General features: G+C 63.0%; 18 protein-coding genes. 9 read left to right on the forward strand and 9 right to left on the reverse strand.

Annotation, left to right across the window (positions count from 1 at the left end; translation table 11 throughout):
• Nucleotides 1-46 precede the first annotated feature (46 nt).
• The 3 genes from ABD884_RS24170 to purB form a co-directional block, all read right to left on the reverse strand.
• Complete coding sequence (locus tag ABD884_RS24170; protein ID WP_345053488.1) at nucleotides 47-550, reverse strand: GNAT family N-acetyltransferase; 504 nt, start codon at nucleotides 548-550, stop codon at nucleotides 47-49.
• 123 nt (nucleotides 551-673) lie between these two features.
• A complete protein-coding gene (locus ABD884_RS24175; RefSeq protein WP_345053494.1) occupies nucleotides 674-1,333 on the reverse strand; it encodes a histidine phosphatase family protein in 660 nt (219 codons plus the stop codon).
• A 179-nt stretch (nucleotides 1,334-1,512) separates the two neighbouring features.
• Nucleotides 1,513-2,955 (reverse strand): adenylosuccinate lyase, encoded by a 1,443-nt coding sequence (purB, locus tag ABD884_RS24180; RefSeq protein WP_345053497.1) that lies wholly within the window; start codon nucleotides 2,953-2,955, stop codon nucleotides 1,513-1,515.
• A gap of 196 nt (nucleotides 2,956-3,151) precedes the next feature.
• On the opposite strand from purB, the gene ABD884_RS24185 reads away from it, so the two are divergent.
• Nucleotides 3,152-3,460: a hypothetical protein gene (locus ABD884_RS24185; protein ID WP_345053500.1), complete on the forward strand. Its 309-nt coding sequence runs from the start codon at nucleotides 3,152-3,154 to the stop codon at nucleotides 3,458-3,460.
• Nucleotides 3,460-4,881: an alpha/beta hydrolase family protein gene (locus tag ABD884_RS24190; RefSeq protein WP_345053503.1), complete on the forward strand. Its 1,422-nt coding sequence runs from the start codon at nucleotides 3,460-3,462 to the stop codon at nucleotides 4,879-4,881. Before ABD884_RS24185 ends, ABD884_RS24190 begins: the two co-directional genes overlap by 1 nt.
• A gap of 26 nt (nucleotides 4,882-4,907) precedes the next feature.
• Here ABD884_RS24190 and ABD884_RS24195 read toward each other — a convergent pair whose 3' ends face one another.
• Nucleotides 4,908-5,336 (reverse strand): phage holin family protein, encoded by a 429-nt coding sequence (locus ABD884_RS24195; RefSeq protein WP_345053507.1) that lies wholly within the window; start codon nucleotides 5,334-5,336, stop codon nucleotides 4,908-4,910.
• Between the two features lie 74 nt (nucleotides 5,337-5,410).
• Here ABD884_RS24195 and ABD884_RS24200 point away from each other — a divergent pair, with 74 nt between their 5' ends.
• From ABD884_RS24200 to ABD884_RS24220, 5 genes are all read left to right on the forward strand, one after another.
• The gene (locus ABD884_RS24200) at nucleotides 5,411-6,529 is read left to right on the forward strand and encodes a histidinol-phosphate transaminase (RefSeq protein ID WP_345053513.1); all 1,119 of its coding nucleotides are present in this window, start codon (nucleotides 5,411-5,413) and stop codon (nucleotides 6,527-6,529) included.
• A gap of 144 nt (nucleotides 6,530-6,673) precedes the next feature.
• Complete coding sequence (gene pdhA / locus ABD884_RS24205) at nucleotides 6,674-7,885, forward strand: pyruvate dehydrogenase (acetyl-transferring) E1 component subunit alpha (RefSeq protein WP_345053520.1); 1,212 nt, start codon at nucleotides 6,674-6,676, stop codon at nucleotides 7,883-7,885.
• Nucleotides 7,882-8,862 carry an alpha-ketoacid dehydrogenase subunit beta gene (locus tag ABD884_RS24210; RefSeq protein ID WP_345053525.1) on the forward strand — a complete coding sequence of 327 codons (981 nt, stop codon included), beginning with the start codon at nucleotides 7,882-7,884 and terminating at the stop codon, nucleotides 8,860-8,862. The genes pdhA and ABD884_RS24210 overlap by 4 nt, the downstream gene beginning before the upstream one ends.
• Nucleotides 8,863-8,919: 57 nt before the next feature.
• A complete protein-coding gene (locus ABD884_RS24215) occupies nucleotides 8,920-10,515 on the forward strand; it encodes a dihydrolipoamide acetyltransferase family protein (protein ID WP_345053529.1) in 1,596 nt (531 codons plus the stop codon).
• Between the two features lie 100 nt (nucleotides 10,516-10,615).
• Nucleotides 10,616-11,203: a phosphatase PAP2 family protein gene (locus ABD884_RS24220; RefSeq protein WP_345055273.1), complete on the forward strand. Its 588-nt coding sequence runs from the start codon at nucleotides 10,616-10,618 to the stop codon at nucleotides 11,201-11,203.
• On the opposite strand, the gene ABD884_RS24225 is transcribed toward ABD884_RS24220, so the two are convergent.
• The 3 genes from ABD884_RS24225 to ABD884_RS24235 form a co-directional block, all read right to left on the reverse strand.
• Nucleotides 11,200-11,538 carry a hypothetical protein gene (locus ABD884_RS24225; protein WP_028267736.1) on the reverse strand — a complete coding sequence of 113 codons (339 nt, stop codon included), beginning with the start codon at nucleotides 11,536-11,538 and terminating at the stop codon, nucleotides 11,200-11,202. The two genes, ABD884_RS24220 and ABD884_RS24225, sit on opposite strands and share 4 nt — an antisense overlap.
• A 140-nt stretch (nucleotides 11,539-11,678) precedes the next feature.
• Entirely contained in the window at nucleotides 11,679-12,107 is a 429-nt protein-coding gene (locus ABD884_RS24230) for a universal stress protein (protein ID WP_345053538.1), read from the reverse strand.
• Nucleotides 12,104-13,411 carry an aminotransferase-like domain-containing protein gene (locus ABD884_RS24235; RefSeq protein ID WP_345053552.1) on the reverse strand — a complete coding sequence of 436 codons (1,308 nt, stop codon included), beginning with the start codon at nucleotides 13,409-13,411 and terminating at the stop codon, nucleotides 12,104-12,106. The genes ABD884_RS24230 and ABD884_RS24235 overlap by 4 nt, the downstream gene beginning before the upstream one ends.
• A gap of 113 nt (nucleotides 13,412-13,524) precedes the next feature.
• Between ABD884_RS24235 and ABD884_RS24240 the strand changes: the two genes are divergently transcribed.
• Entirely contained in the window at nucleotides 13,525-14,352 is an 828-nt protein-coding gene (locus ABD884_RS24240) for an isocitrate lyase/PEP mutase family protein (RefSeq protein WP_345053557.1), read from the forward strand.
• Here the strand turns inward: ABD884_RS24240 and ABD884_RS24245 are convergent.
• Entirely contained in the window at nucleotides 14,341-14,739 is a 399-nt protein-coding gene (locus ABD884_RS24245; protein ID WP_345053563.1) for a GerMN domain-containing protein, read from the reverse strand. The two genes, ABD884_RS24240 and ABD884_RS24245, sit on opposite strands and share 12 nt — an antisense overlap.
• Nucleotides 14,740-14,749: 10 nt before the next feature.
• On the opposite strand from ABD884_RS24245, the gene ABD884_RS24250 reads away from it, so the two are divergent.
• Nucleotides 14,750-15,082 (forward strand): hypothetical protein, encoded by a 333-nt coding sequence (locus tag ABD884_RS24250; protein WP_345053568.1) that lies wholly within the window; start codon nucleotides 14,750-14,752, stop codon nucleotides 15,080-15,082.
• Between the two features lie 242 nt (nucleotides 15,083-15,324).
• On the opposite strand, the gene ABD884_RS24255 is transcribed toward ABD884_RS24250, so the two are convergent.
• Entirely contained in the window at nucleotides 15,325-15,891 is a 567-nt protein-coding gene (locus ABD884_RS24255) for an NAD(P)H-dependent oxidoreductase (protein WP_345053574.1), read from the reverse strand.
• Nucleotides 15,892-16,013: the final 122 nt, after the last annotated feature.

The following is a 16,013-nucleotide window of genomic DNA, read 5'->3' on the forward strand; positions in this document are numbered from 1 at the left end:
TATCGCCTGCCTTAGCTGTGAGTCGACTGCGCCGAGGGCCCGGCCTTTAGGCCATCGCCGTGTGGGAAGCGCTGCGCGAATCGATCGGCTTCGAGTAACACTGCGAATGGCTAACGCCGACGTACGGGCCAAAGTTGGGGACCGCCGCGAAGCCGGCGCTCTCGTAGAAGCTGCGCCCGTCCGATTGGGCCGATCCAGCCTCCGCGGTGATGACGCTGAATCCATAGGAGTGCGCTTGCGCCTCGAGCGCGGCAAGGATGGAGCTCGCCACTCCCGAGCCCCTCGCGTAAGGAACAACGTAGAGGCGCTTGATTTCCGCGGTCTCGGCGTCCAGAATCCTTAGCCCGCCGCAACCCAGAGGCTGGCCTGAGCACTTTTCGTAGGCCACGACGAAAACAGCGGTATCAGCCTCCGACGGCGCGGGTCCGGGCTCGTGTTCCGAGTTGCCGAATCGTGTGTCCAGTTCCGCTTGCTGCGCTGCGCGGAGGTCTGCACCCACGGGGTTAGCCCACGTGACCTGTCTGATGTTGAGCCGCGGATTGGGTTGCATCGGAACCTCATTCGCCGGAGGGGTTATGCAAATCAAGCTTAGGAAGCTGGGGTTACCGCGGTGTTTCCTGCGGGTAAGGGTCCGGAGAAATAGCGGGGCGTTGGGGTTGGTTTCAAGCAGCCGTCATTCGACGGCGTCGCCGGTGGGATCTTCTGCCGTCCGGCCGGCCAGGGCAAGTCCGCTCACGGGGCTTTGGTCCCAATGATGCAGGTGCCAGCCGCGCTCCGGGTCGCCCTCGAGCGCGACGATTCCGGTGTTCTGCAGCTGGTGGGTCGCGGCGAACTCGCGGCCGACATCATACGCGCGGCGCCCGGCCCAGCAACGGATCGCGGCACCATGACTGACCACGACGGCGGACTCGTCGCCTGCCGCGACTACCTTGGCAATGGCTGCGTCGTAGCGGGCAAAGAACTCGTGACCGTCACCGGCTCCTGGCATTCGGATATCCAGGTCCCCGTCTGTCCAGGCGAAAACGGTGCTCATGTATTGGTGGTGCGATTCGTGGTCTGTGAGCTTTTCCAAAGCCCCGGCCTCAATCTCCTGGAGACCGTCCAAGACGGTGGCCTCCAGCCCGAGAGCATTGGCGAGCGGGCTGGCGGTCAGTTGGGTGCGGATCAACGTGGATGCGTAGATGGCCGTGAAGTCTTCGCCGGCAAGGGAGTTGGGGAGTGCAGCGGCTTGACGTTCGCCGAGTTCAGTCAGCCCCGGACCGGGAAAGGCTGTGTCTAATTGCCCCAAGACGTTTCCAGAGGTTTGTCCGTGGCGGATAAGCAAGAGCCTCATGCTGACACAGTTCCTTACATCGATTCGGAAATGCCGGGTTCACGCGGCGTTTTGACCCGGTGATTCTCAGCCAATCAGGACCGGAGCCCTGACGCGAGGCCGACACCCGGCCCGGACGGCAGCGCTGCGGAGGCAGCCGGGCGACAGCATCGGCCGACTGCCCTCCGCGGCGCTGGGTCCTACCTCAGGTGGTCGACGAGTTGCTCGGCGATACCGGTGTACTTGCCTGGCGTCAGCGCGAGCAGCCGAGCCTCGGCTTCGGGAGACAATCCCAGGCCGGAGACGAACTCTTGCATACGGGCGGCGTCGACCCGCTGTCCGCGGGTGAGATCTTTGAGGCGCTCGTACGGGTTCTCCATACCCTTCACACCGGCGATGGCCTCGGCGCGCATGACCATCTGGATGGCTTCGCCCAGGACCTCCCAGTTGGTGTCGAGGTCGGCCGCGAGCACATCCTCGGCAACGTTCAAAGCCAGCAGTCCCTTGGCGACGTTCGAGATCGCAAGAAGCGAATGCCCGAATGCGACACCGATGTTGCGCTGCGAGGAAGAATCCGTGAGGTCTCGCTGCCAACGGGACGTCACCAGGGTGGCCCCCAAGGTGTCCAACAACCCGTTGGAGATCTCCAAGTTGGCCTCGGCGTTTTCGAAGCGGATCGGGTTGACCTTGTGCGGCATGGTGGAGGAGCCTGTGGCGCCAGCGACCGGGATCTGCCGGAAGTAGCCGATGGAGATGTAGCTCCAAACGTCCGTGCAGAGGTTGTGCAGTATGCGGTTGAAGCGCGCGACGTCGGCGTAGAGTTCAGCCTGCCAGTCGTGGCTTTCGATCTGGGTGGTCAGCGGGTTCCAGGTCAGTCCCAGGCTCTCCACGAATGACTGGGATACGGCCTGCCAGTCGGCGCCGGGAACCGAAGCAACATGCGCAGCATAGGTTCCGGTAGCGCCGTTGATTTTGCCCAAGTACTGGGTCTTGGAAACGCGGTCCAGCTGGCGGCGCAGGCGGTGGGCGGTGACTGCCAGTTCCTTGCCAAGCGTGGTGGGTGTGGCCGGCTGGCCGTGGGTGCGGGAGAGCATCGGGACGGCGCGGGTTTCTTCGGCCATCGCTGAGATCTGCGCCACCAAGCCACTGGCAGCGGGGAGCCAGACATCTTCCACTGCACCTTTGACGCCCAAGGCGTATGAGAGATTATTGATGTCTTCGGAGGTGCAGCCGAAGTGCACCAGCGCAGTCAGCCTTTCGATACCGATCGCGGGCAGGCGACGGCCGATGTAGTACTCAACAGCTTTGACGTCGTGGACCGTGACGGCTTCGATTTCGGCGAGTTCGGTGACCGCCGCGGCGTCGAACTCGGTGACGATGTCGCGGAGCTTCTCCTGCTGATCGGCGGTCAGGGGACCGGCGCCTGGGAGCACACTGTTGTTGGTGAGGTGGATGAGCCACTCGACTTCGACGGCCACACGGTCGCGGTTGAGGGCGGCCTCCGACAGGTAGTCGACCAAGGGAGCGACGGCGGACTGATACCGCCCGTCCAGCGGCCCCAAAGCGATCGGCTCCGGCGAGGCGGCAAGAGCTAGGCGTCCAGAGGGCGTACGGGTAACGGCGGCGGCGACGGTTTCAGGCATGAGCCAATTCTTTCATGAACTAGGCCCGCGCCATTAAGCCGCGCTTCTCTATGTGCATAACACCAGCACTTTCCCTTCACAGCAGCGTTATCGACAGTTTTGTCCACATAACGCGGCACGGCGGTTCCGCGCCTTAGAGGCTCGACGTAGCGTCGGTGCCAGCAACAACCATCGAGCCTGGAGGGCGAGCAACGTCATGAGCGTTACATTGATGCCGGTCGGTGGACCGGATGTGGATTCCGAAGTGTGTACTTCACGCGCAGGGGAAGTGCAGCAGCTCGCATGGCGGATGACCGTCTGTGCAGACCAAGTTGATGCCGTGCTTGCCAAGCTGGCGCAGCTACAACTGAATCAATGGGAGTCCCCGGCCGGCCGTGCCTACCGGACCACCATTGCGTTGCAAGCCGCTTCCCTCCGACGGGGGCGTGATGCTTTAAGCGAGGCCGCTGCAGCAACGCTTCGGCACGCCGCGAAACTGACATCGAACACCCCGTCCGGCTTCTGATGGCCGAGATCGCTCCCGTGGGTGGCGGTACGGCACCCCATCCCCAACCTCCGGGGCCGGATGGGACCCTGCGCATCCGCGGCGGCGTCGGCGGAATCAACTTCCAGTTTGAAGAGTTGCTTGCTGGCGCGGCCGCCCTGGACGAACTTGTACTCCAATTGCAGGCTGTTGAGAGGGAGGCTGAGGCGGTGCGAACTGCCCTATTCCCTTACCAGGCTTCCTCCTACGGGAGCGGAAGCAACGCCATTATTGCCGTCGGGGAAAGCGGCAGGGACATTGGGCGCGTCCGCGAACAGCTTCAGCGGATCGGCAGCGACGTCAGGGCAAGCCACAGGGAATATGAGTTTGCGGAATCGCATCTGGCTATCAGGCTGCGAACGGGCATGGGACTGCCGGTCCTCAGCGACGGTCCGAATCGCTTGGATCTTGGCGCGCGGGGCGCCACTGAAGGAATTGTCCAGGATCTGCCCCGGATCTTGGCATCGATGATGGGGCTACCGCCGGTAGCCGCCAACCTCGTAGGTGCCATCGTTGGACCAACCGACGTCGGCGCCGTTGTCAGGACCATCGCCGCAATTCCGGCGTTTGACTTCCTCAAGCCCCGCCCCATTACGGTCAGCGGTGGCGGGACCATCAGCAAGAGCGTGGACCTGTCAGCGGCAGGAATGTTGGAGGAACTGAGGCACGTATCGGCTGGTTCGGAGGGCGAAATTGCGGTCGTGCAGGTGGACAAGGACGGAGAACGGGCTTGGGTGGTATTGATCCCGGGTACCCAGCTTGGCAACCCTCCAGGGGGGAGCAATCCGTGGGACGAGGCCGGTATTGCCGACGCACTGGGCTACAACTCGAAGGAAACCAGCAAAGCCATCCGGCAGGCGTTGCTCGAGGCGGGTGCGGTGGCGGGCGAGACGGTGGTGGCCGTGGGCCACAGCCAGGGCGGGATCCATGCCATGAATCTGAGCCAAGACAAGGCGTTCCTTGCCGAGTACAACCTCAAGTTCGTCGTAACGGCTGGATCACCTGTCGGGGGAATCACGCCGCAGGCCGGGATCGGAAGCTTGCACTTGGAGCACGAACACGATGTAGTCCCGGGCGCTGACGGCAAAGTGAACTCGGATACCAAGGACAGAGTCACTGTCACCATGACCAACCCGGTGGATCTGGCACCGGGTGAAAACCTGCCGATCGGTCCAGCACACAAGCTTTCCGGTTATGAGGAAGGGGCAAAACTGGTGCAGCTCAGTTCTGATCCTTCGCTCGTGGCATCCACAGCCGCTCTGGGCGGGTTGCTAGGCGTTGGGGGAATGGCCAAGGTAAGCAGATTCAAGCTGAGCCGTGACGCTCCACAGCCCGCGGCCACCCCGTCGCGAACTAAGCCAGCCGTTCCCTCAGACATCCGTTCAGGATCGGGAGCGCGGTGAGGCACGACGGTGAGACTCAGGGCCTTCTACCGCCTGTTGGCGCCTGGAATCCAGCTTGCCACCATGGAGATCAGGCTGATGATGATCGCCGCGAGAACCGCGGTCCAGAAAAAGTTGTCGATGGTGAGGTGCACCGGTGTGTAGCTGCTCAACCAGGCTGTGAGGGAGAGCATGGCCGCGTTGATGACAATCGTGAACAGGCCGAGCGTGAGGACCGTGATCGGGAGCGAAAGCAGACTGACCAAAGGCCGGACCAACGCATTGACGATGCCGAAAATCAGGCCTATGAAAAGGTACGCAAGAACCAAGCCCAAGGTGTCGCCGCCTTGGGTGACCCCCGCTTTGTTGACTGCGTTGGTGGTCGCCGAGGTGGAAATATCCATCCCGGGCAGAATCCAGCTGGCAACCCAGAGGGCCAGGCCGTTGATCAGGACACGCACAATGAATGAACCCATGCGCCCATGCTTTCACATGCGCAGTCTGGTCGGCTCGCCCGCATGGCTCGAAGCCCTACAAGTAGGCTGGTGTCATGAATTCTTCTGACAACGCACCGGTGGGGGTGCGTCCCCGCCCGGTGGTGGACAGGCTCCCTAAATATGCTGCAGGCAAGCCGCCTGTAGCGATAGAAGGCCTTACCAGCTACAAACTGTCGTCCAACGAAAACCCGCTGCCGCCGATTCCCGCTGTGCTTCAGGCAATTGCCGATCAGTCGGATATCAACCGGTACCCGGACCCCTTGTCCACCAAGTTGCGCACGGCCCTCGCTGACTTCTTGGAAATCCCCGCTGACGACGTCGTCACCGGAGCCGGAAGCCTCGGCGCGCTGAACCAGATCCTTTCAACGTTTGCGGGACAGAATCACGACGGCAAGGCCGATGAGGTCATCTACGCCTGGCGCTCGTTCGAGGCCTACCCCATCAGCGTGGGGCTTGTCGGGGCTGAGAGTGTGCAGATCCCGCTACTTTCCGACGGACGGCACGATCTTGAAGCCATGGCGGCTGCTGTTACCGTCCGCACCAAGGTGATTTTGCTCTGCACGCCTAACAACCCCACAGGCCCTATCCTCACCGCGGAGGAAACCGAAAGGTTCATCCAATCCGTACCGACGGGCGTCGTTGTTGTTATCGACGAGGCCTACCAGGAGTTTGTCAGGGACGAGAATGCCGTGGACGGCATCAAGCTGTACCGCAAGTATCCCAACGTCGTTGTTCTCCGTACGTTCTCCAAGGCACACGGCCTCGCAGGGCTCCGCGTTGGATACAGCGTTTCCGGTCCGGACCTCACCCAGCATCTGCGCGTGGCCGCCACGCCGTTTGCGGTTTCGCAAATCGCCGAACGCGCAGCCATCACCTCGCTGGAGAATTTCGACCAGGTTGTTGAAAGGGTACAAAGCCTGGTTGACGAGCGGGACCGGGTGACGGTAGGACTCCGGGAGTTGGGATGGTTCGTTCCTGAGGCCCAAGGCAACTTCGTGTGGCTGAACCTGGGAGAGAACAGTGCCGAATTTGCTGGACTAGCAGCCGAGCGGGCGTTGTCCGTGCGGGCCTTCGGCAACGAAGGCGTCCGGGTCAGCATAGGAGAGGTTGAAGCCAATACTCGATTCCTCGAGCTCTGTGCTTCCTATACAAAAGCGCCGCAGGCTTCCTAGCGGTTAACAAATGCCCCTGCGTCCCTTACTGCGGATAAAGTAAGGGACGAAAGCCAAGATATGCCGATTCGGGAATGCATTCCCGAATCGGCATATATCAGCGAATATTGCTCAGCGTCGGGCTGCAGCAGGCAAGGAGACGGAATGGGCGCAACTCAATTGCCCACGCCCGGGACCAACGGCGCGGCGGTGGATCAGCAGGTTCCCTCGGGGTGCGTCTTGAGCGATCCCGCAGCCGAGATGATCCAGCTGCTGGGGCCGGACGGCAAGTTAGGAACCGATCCTGTCTTCTCGGACTACGCCAAGCGCCTTGAACCTGGGCAGCTGCGGGGTTTCTACGCCGACATGGCCAAAGTACGCCGTTTCGATCAGGAGGCCACGGCCCTCCAGCGCCAGGGCGAGCTTGCTCTTTGGGTTCCCCTGACCGGACAAGAGGCCGCCCAGATCGGTTCCGGACGTGCCACCCAGCGGCAGGACTACATCTTTCCCACGTACCGGGAGCACGGCGTTGCGTTGACCCGGGATGTGGATCTGGCCGAACTCTTGAAGCTGTTCCGCGGAATTTCGAATGGCGGCTGGGACCCCACCGAGAATAACTTCCATCTCTACACGCTGGTCCTGGCGGCCCAGACGCTCCATTCCGTTGGCTACGCGATGGGCATTCAGCGGGATCAGAAGCTCGCGGAAGCCGGCGGTTCCAACGAACCGAAGGCTGCTGTTGTTGCCTATTTCGGCGACGGCGCCAGCTCCGAAGGAGATGTCCACGAATCCATGGTCTTCGCAGCGTCTTACAACGCTCCCGTGGTGTTCTTCTGCCAGAACAATCACTGGGCCATCTCAGTCCCTACCGAGGTCCAGACCAAGGTTCCCCTGTTCAACCGGGCCAAGGGATACGGCTTCCCGGGAATCCGGGTGGATGGAAACGACGTCATCGCGGTCCACGCAGTCACTGAATGGGCGCTCGAACACGCACGGGAGGGTCGCGGGCCTGTGCTCATTGAGGCATACACCTACCGCGTCGGTGCCCACACCACGGCGGACGATCCCACCAAGTACCGCGACTCGGCGGAAGAGGTCGCCTGGCGGGGCAAGGATCCGTTGGATCGCTTGGAAAAATACCTCCGAAGCGAAGGCTTGGCCGACGACGCTTTCTTCGAGGAAGTCAGGGTTGACGGGGACAAACTCGCAGCCCACGTCCGTAGCACCACCCAAAGCCTTACGGGCCCGAACATCCGCGAGTCGTTTGCCGGTGTCTACGCCGAGCCGCACCCGCTGGTGGCTGAGGAACTTGCTTGGTTCGAAGAATACTCCGCCGGATTCGAAGCCGACGACGAAGAGGAGGCCGGCAACCGATGACCACCATGACCATCGCCAAGGCCATCAACGAGGGCCTGCGTGCTTCCCTCACCAACAACCCGAAATCCCTGCTCATGGGAGAAGACATCGGACCGCTGGGCGGCGTCTACCGTGTGACTGATGGCCTCATCAAGGAGTTCGGGGCAGACCGGGTCGTGGATACCCCTCTGGCGGAGTCCGGCATCGTCGGCACCGCGATAGGGTTGGCGCTCCGCGGCTACCGGCCCATTTGCGAAATCCAGTTCGACGGCTTTGTCTTCCCCGGATTCAACCAGATCACCACGCAGCTGGCCAAGATGCATTCGCGCAGCGCGGGCAAGCTGACTGTTCCTGTGGTCATCCGGATTCCCTATGGCGGCGGTATCGGCTCGATAGAACATCATTCGGAATCACCGGAAGCCCTGTTCGCCCACACTGCGGGCCTGCGCATCATCACGCCCTCCAATGCGCACGACGCCTACTGGATGATCCAGCAAGCCGTTGACTGCACGGACCCGGTCATCTTCTTTGAACCCAAGCGCCGATACTGGCTCAAGGGCGAGGTAGACACCGAAAATCCCGGACCGGCGTCGGACCCGTTCCAGGCGCACATCCTTCGCGAAGGTTCCGACGCCACGATCGTGGCTTACGGTCCGCTGGTTCCGGTCGCACTGGCTGCCGCAGCCGCGGCGCAAGAGGATGGACATAGCGTAGAGGTGATCGATCTTCGCTCGATTTCCCCCATCGACTTCGACACAGTCACGGCATCCGTCAAGAAGACCGGCCGCTTGATCGTTGCGCACGAGGCGCCGACGTTCGGTGGGATCGGCGGCGAGATCGCTGCGCGGATCAGCGAGCGTGCATTCCTGCATCTTGAGGCTCCGGTGATCCGCGTGGGCGGTTTCCACATGCCGTATCCCGTGGCGAAGGTGGAAGAGGACTACTTGCCGGACATCGACAAGATCCTCGAAGCCTTGGACCGTTCCCTGGCGTACTAGCCGCCCCTGATTGCACCCGCCGCCCTGCGGACGGGTCAGCCGAGATCGAGGACCTAAGTGACTGTTAAGAAATTCAACCTGCCGGACGTCGGCGAAGGCCTGACTGAAGCGGAAATTGTCTCCTGGAAGGTCAAGCCCGGCGACACTGTGGCGATCAACGACGTCATTTGTGAAATCGAGACCGCCAAGTCCCTTGTGGAATTACCGTCCCCGTATGCCGGGACGGTGGCTGAATTGCTCGTCGCCGAAGGCATCACGGTCGAAGTGGGAACCGCGATTATCGGCATTTCGGACCTTGCCGCGGGAGAGCCAGAGCCCAACCTAACGCCCGCAGCGCCCACGGCCGCACCCGCCGTTACGCAACAAACTACGCAACCAGCCGCAGAACCGCTCGCCGAGACCTTGATGTACGGCAACTTACCCGACGACGCCGTACCGTCCGACGCTGGGCCTGCCGCCAGCCCGCTGGTCGGTTCCGGTCCCAAGGCCGACGCCGTCAAGCGCCGCCCGCGTAAGCGCCCGGAAGGTGTCGGTGAGCCAGCCGCATCCGTCCTGCCAGCGCAGGCTCGCGCCTCAACGACGGCGCCCGCCGTCGTTGAGCCCGTGGTCGAACCCACCGTTCCGGCCCTTCCGCTGCGCACCATCGCCGAACAACAGCCCCCCACCGCAAACCAGGGAGCGGCAGACCAGGGAGCGGCAAGCCAGGCGCCGGGCTTCACCACCGGACTTGGTGCAACGGTCAGCGGCCTCGTCTACCGGGTGTTGGCCAAGCCTCCTGTGCGCAAGATTGCCCGAGATCTTGGCATTGACCTCGCCGACGTCGTTCCTACGGGAGCCCGCGGCGAAGTGACGCGTGACGATCTGGTCAGTTACCAGGCGCAGCGCGATGCCGAGGTGGACCAAGCAGACAGGTTCTGGGGTGCGTCCAAGAAACCGCAGGACCAGCGCGTGGAACGGATCCCCGTCAAGGGCGTCCGCAAGGCCACTGCCAAGGCCATGGTGGAATCGGCCTTCACGGCGCCGCATGTGAGTATCTTCGTCGACGTCGATGCCAGCCGCACCATGGAATTCGTGAAGCGGCTCAAGGCCTCCAGGGACTTCGAGGGCATCAAGGTGTCGCCGTTGCTGATCCTCTCCAAAGCCGTCATCTGGGCGGCGGCCCGCAACCCGAGCGTCAACGCGACGTGGGTGGAGAACGCCGACGGCAAGGGCGGTGCGGAGATCCACGTCAAGCACTTCATGAACCTGGGAATTGCCGCGGCCACGCCGCGCGGACTCATGGTGCCCAACATCAAGGATGCGCAGGACCTTTCCCTCAAGGAACTGGCCCTCGCGCTCAACGAACTGGCCAGCACGGCGCGGGCGGGCAGGACGCAGCCTTCGGCAATGCAGGGTGGTTCGCTGACCATCACCAATGTCGGGGCGCTCGGTATCGACACGGGAACGCCCATCATCAATCCGGGTGAGGTCGCGATCGTCGCGTTCGGCACCATCAAGCAAAAGCCGTGGGTGCTCGACGGCGAAGTCATCCCGCGGTGGATTACCACGCTTGGTGGCTCGTTCGACCACCGTGTGGTGGACGGGGACCTCTCCGCCCGCTTCATGGCGGACGTAGCATCCATTCTCGAAGAACCGGCGCTGTTGCTTGACTGAGCAGGGCGGCGTGCGGGGACAGCGGCACGGCGACGGCGGTGCGGCGGCCCAGCCGGTGACCCACCCGGTAGCCAAGCCTGCAGTCAGGCCCGCCTCCGCGGTGCCGCACCGTGTTGCCCGGATCCTGACGGAAGTCTTCCAACCGCCCGTGGTGGTGTCCATCTTGCTGCTTGTCAGCCCTGCGGTGGAACCGGGCTTCCCGGGGACGATGTGGTTCGGGGCCCTCGGGGCGTTCTTTGTCTGCGTACTGCCGCTGGCCTATGTCCTGGCCATGGTGAGGCTCGGCAGACTGAGCGACCATCACGTCAGCGACCGCAGGGAGCGGGCACCTCTGCTGATGCTGGCACTCGTCTCCGTGGTTTTGGGGCTGTTGGTCCTGAACGCCATCCACGCTCCGACGAGCGTTTCAGTGATGATCCTTGCGTTGATCGGCGGCATCGCGGTGTTGGCTGCGGTCAGCATTGTGTGGAAGATCAGCGGTCATGCGTCGGCGATCTCCGCGGCCGCGGTCATTGCGGCTCTCATTTTTGGACCGGCGTGGCTGCCGTTGCTGCTTCTGGTCCCGGCGGTCGGTTGGTCGCGGGTAATGCTGCGGGACCACACGCTCGGCCAGGTCATCGCAGGCTCGTTGTTCGGCGGTGGGGTCATCGCAGGACTCTGGTGGGAACTGCGGAGTTGGCTGGTCTAGTAGGCCGTGTAGCTGAGCGCAAGATCGCGCAGTTGCTGAGCGCCCATGCCGCCGATCATTCCAAACGACAGCAGCATGGCCAGGGTTCCAACGGCCAACATGGCGGAACTGACCGCAAGCAACAATTTCCAGTCGGAACGCATGACGCTTCGGAAAGTCTCCGGCATCTGGAGCAGTGGGGTAATCATGTTCGGGGCGCTGTCCACTGAGCCATCGTCGAGCAATGCCACGATGCGGTCATTGGCCCGGTCGAAGCGCATGGAGCTGATGTGGTTGCCGTGGCGGGCAAGCAAGATGTCATGTCCGACGCGCTGGCGTGGCTGCAGAGTAAGCAAAGGGATCCCCTACGGGTTGTTGTGGTGGGCGGCTCACGCCCTTGGGGGCCACCTCAATTCTACCGGCAGCGTCCTAGCCGCACGGTTAAAATCGGGGTGAGACCGCCCACCACAACACGTGATCCCCGTCAAGTGCGGGCTTATGGTTCGTCTGTCTTAGCGATGTAGACGTCGCACGGCGCCTTATGGGCGACCGTGTTGGCAACGCTGCCCAGGACGCGTCCCAGTCCGTGCATCCGGCGGTTGCCGACGACGATCACTTGGGCTCCCACGCGTTCGGCTTCTTTGACCAGTGCGTCTCCGGCCTTGCCGAAGACGGCTCCATAGCTTGTGGTCAGCTGGTCGGAGGCGAGTTCCGCGGCCAAGGTGCGGGCTACCTTTTCGGCGGCGTCGGCGTCGGAGAGAATCCATTTGTCCCCTCCGCTTTCGACAACCTCCACGTGGTCACCTTCAAACGCGGTGATCACGCGCAATTCCGCACCCAATGCTGTCGCCAAATTCTTTGCTGAATCGGCGGCCCGTCTTGCTGTTTCGCTGCCGTCGACTCCGACGATGACTATTCCGGTCATATCTGTGCTCCTTTGCTGATGACATCGATGGCTTCTTGCAAAACCGGCGCCAGCCGGCGGACGCCTTCGGCGATGGATTCCGGTGGCACTGCGCTGAAGGCCAGTCTCAGTTTGTTGGATGGCTCGTCAGAGTGCGTGAACGCCGCGCCGGGGATGAACACGACCCCGGCCTCGATCGCCTTCTTGAGTAGCGGGTAGGTGTCCACGCCATCTGGCAAGGTGACCCAGACGAAGAAGCCGCCCTCGGGCTTGGTCCAGCTGAGGCCGGGTGGCATGTGTTCTGCGAGGGCCACCAGCAGGGCGTTGCAGCGTTCCTCGTACAAGGCCCGGTAGGTGTCAATCTGCGCACGCCAGTCGTAGTCCCGGAGATATGCCGAGATGATCATCTGATTCAGCGTGGGAGGGCAGAGGGTTACGGCTTCCGATGCAAGGTAGAAACGGCGCTGCAGGTGTTCGGGAACGAGGGCCCATCCGATCCGTAGACCCGGGGCGAAGATCTTGGAGAATGATCCCATGTAGATGACGTCATGCGCGTTGGCGGCCCGCATTGGTGCCAGCGGCTTGCCGTCGAAACGCAAGAGCCCGTACGGGTTGTCCTCGAGTACCAAGATATTCGCATTGCTGCATATATCGACGATGTGTTGACGCCTGGCTGGGGAGAGCGTTATGCCGGACGGGTTGTTGAAGTTCGGGATCGTGTAGAGGAACTTGATGTTCTTGCCCTCGGCCTGAAGCTCCGCGATCTTGGCTTCCAGCAGCTCCGGGACTAGTCCGTTGTCGTCCATGTCCACGGTCTCGACCTGCACCTGGTAGGCCTCGAAGGTGTTGAGCGCGCCCACATAGGTGGGGTTTTCCACGAGGACGACGTCGCCCGGATTGCAAAAGACCTTGGTGGCCACATCCTGGGCGGATTGGGAGCCTGCGGTGATCACGACGTTCTCCGGACGGGCGTCCGTAATGCCTTCCGCGGCCATGATCTCGCAGATTTGGGTACGCAGTTCCTCGGTGCCTTGCCCGCCTCCGTACTGCAGCGCCGTCATGCCTTCTTCGGTGATGATGCGAGCGGCGGTCTGGCCGAGTTTCTCAAGGGGCAGGGATTGCAGGTAGGGGTTTCCGCCGGCGAGGGACACGAGTCCCGGACGCATTGAGATGTCGAAGACATCACGTACGGCTGACTGCTTGATGTGGGCGGCGCGCTCCGAGAAGAGTCCCTCGTGGCGGTGGGCGGCGGTTGCTGCCCGCTCGATTGCGTCGATTGCTTCAGCGGGCAACTCCGGCCCGGCATCCAATGTTTCGTGGGTCACATTGACAGGATACTCCCCGAAGTTGTCAGTTGAGCAACGAATGTTTCATTAGAAGGTTTAAGTTCCCGCGCGCTGCGCTTTACCTTGGGACCGCGGAAGGCTGGAATAGAGCCATGACGACGCATCCTGAACTCGAATCCAAGGTACGCCTCTTCCACGAGCTCCATGCTGCGCCGCAAGCGCCCTTGGTGTTGGTGAATGCATGGGATGTTGCATCGGCTCGGATGGTGGAGGAAGCAGGCGCGACGGCGGTGGCCACCTCCAGCTCGGCCGTCTCCTGGAGCCTGGGGTTCCAGGACGGCGACCACCTTCCACGGCAACTCGCCATGGAGGCGCTGTCGCGGATAGCTGCTGCCACTCGCTTGCCCGTGACTGCAGACATCGAGACGGGCTATGGGCGTACTGACGAAGAGCTCCAAGCCACGGTCCGGGCAGTGCTGGATGCGGGCGCCGTCGGAATCAATATCGAAGACTCGGCGGAACAGCCGCTGAGCGATATCGCCGAACAGTCCAGCCGCATTGCCCTGATCAGGCAGGTTGCCGACGACGCCGGCGTCGGGCTTTTCATCAATGCGCGTACGGACACTTATTGGTCCGGAAAGTTTCCGGACACCGCCTATGAAGAAACGCTGCGACGTGCCGATGCCTACCAGCAGGCCGGAGCGGACGGAATATTCGTGCCGGGATTGGTGGATCTCCATATTCTCCACGAACTTTCCCGCCGGATCCCCGCGCCACTCAATGCGCTGGCAGGCTTGGGCTCGCCCTCGCCGGGTGAATTGCATGACGCCGGCGTGCGGCGCATCAGCATCGGCGGCAGCACTGCGAGGGCCGCGTACGCGACGGTCTCCAAGTTGGCGTTGGAAGTTCTTGGCGACGGAAACTGGTCCGGTTTGGCCGGTACCCGGAGCTATGCCGAGATGGATGCGTTATTCGGGTGAGTGGCCACCTAGGCGCAAACTCAAGGCGTCCGCCAGGGTGTTCCCGTCAATGTAGATCGCGGCCTGGGATGCTCCCGAAGCAGCCACTGCGGTCTGCGCCAGCTGCGTTTCGATCCGCGTTTGGTCGCACAAGCCTCCGGGGCGAAGTGACCCGCTCAAGTTCACGACGGCGGTAGTGCCGTCGAGGTAGCCCGAAACGTAGCGCAGTCCGGAGCCCGCGAGCGCGTTGTACCAGCCTGCCCGGGCCGCGGTGTCGGCGGGTGCAAGCAGCTGCCCCATCGCCACGGCCAGCGGGTCGCTGCCCGGAAGTGCAGTGATGTGAACAGGCACGAGGCTATCGTCGCAGCCGAACCGTACACCGCGGCTGCCGCCGTCGCCGATTGCCACGAAATACACGGTGGTCCCGGTCGATGCGCCGGTGGTCGGGAGGGCTGCAGGTGCCTGCGGGTTTGCCGTGGTTGGCGGCAATGGTGCGGGTGGCGGGTTGAAATACGGGGGAGGTGCAGGGCGGGGCATCGGAACGGGCCCGGCTACCGGCTCCAGCGTCGCTTGGGCGGAGTCCGGCGAAGCCGGCCGTGCGGTGGGCGAAGCGGCCGGGGAAGCGCAGCCAGCCAGGCAGAGCGCGAGGGATAGGCACAGGGCGGCGATCGCCGTCGTCGTGCTTTCCGCGCCGCGCCTGGCCCGCATGACAGCCTCCGATCCTGCCCTGATCGCGTTTGGTGCCCTGTAAATCAACGTTACGGCTGGCCGTCCAGGTGGGGACTGCTCCGCCCATGACGGTTCGGCCTCAGCTCAGTCACGGAACGGTTGCGGACGGGCTAATCCCGCCCCTTTGATCTTCCGCCCCGCTGGGGCCAGGCCGTCATGTGTCGCCAAAAATGCCCCTGCCCACGCCTCAATGGCGGGACAAGGGCATTCCTCGCGCGCGGCCGGCACGCTTGGCGCGCAACCGGGGCGCGTGAACGGTGGGGACTAGGCTGCTGCTTCGTCTTCCTGGACGGCGGTCAGGGGCTCGAAGATGCCCTTGATCTGCTCAACAACTTCGGCGTCGTCCTTGGGGTGCAGTTCGGCGAAGCGGATCATGGAACCCGGAACGGCGAGCTTGACGTCTTCAAGGACCTTGGCGCCGGCGATGCCTGCGGCCTTGCGGGCTTCGTCTTGTGCCCAGACTCCACCGAACTGGCCAAACGCGGTTCCGACGACGGCGGTCGGCTTGCCCGCGAGGGCGCCGGCGCCGTAGGGGCGGGACAGCCAGTCGATGGCGTTCTTGAGGGAAGCGGTCAGGGTGCCGTTGTGTTCGGGCGTGACAAACAGGAGGGTGTCAGCTTCGGATGCGGCTGCACGCAAAGCCGCGGCTTCAGCGGGAACCTGGCCTTCGACGTCGATGTCTTCGTTGTAGAACGGGATGTTGCCGAGGGAACCGTGGATCTGGACGTCCACGTTTTCCGGGGCGTTGAGCTGGATGGCTTCGGCGAGCTTGCGGTTGTGGGAATCGGCGCGGAGGCTGCCGACAAGGGCGAGAACGGTGTTCTTGGACATAGGAACTCCTTGGGGTCTGGCCGCGGACGGTGCCGCAGGCGCTCGGTTTCTGAGGCATTTTCTGCCTTCGTAGGTTCTAAACGGACTACGGTCCGGTTAATATTCCCACGGCTAGAATGTTT

Origin of the sequence: Arthrobacter methylotrophus, assembly GCF_039539965.1 — a bacterium.
Classification (GTDB): Bacteria; Actinomycetota; Actinomycetes; order Actinomycetales; family Micrococcaceae; genus Arthrobacter; species Arthrobacter methylotrophus.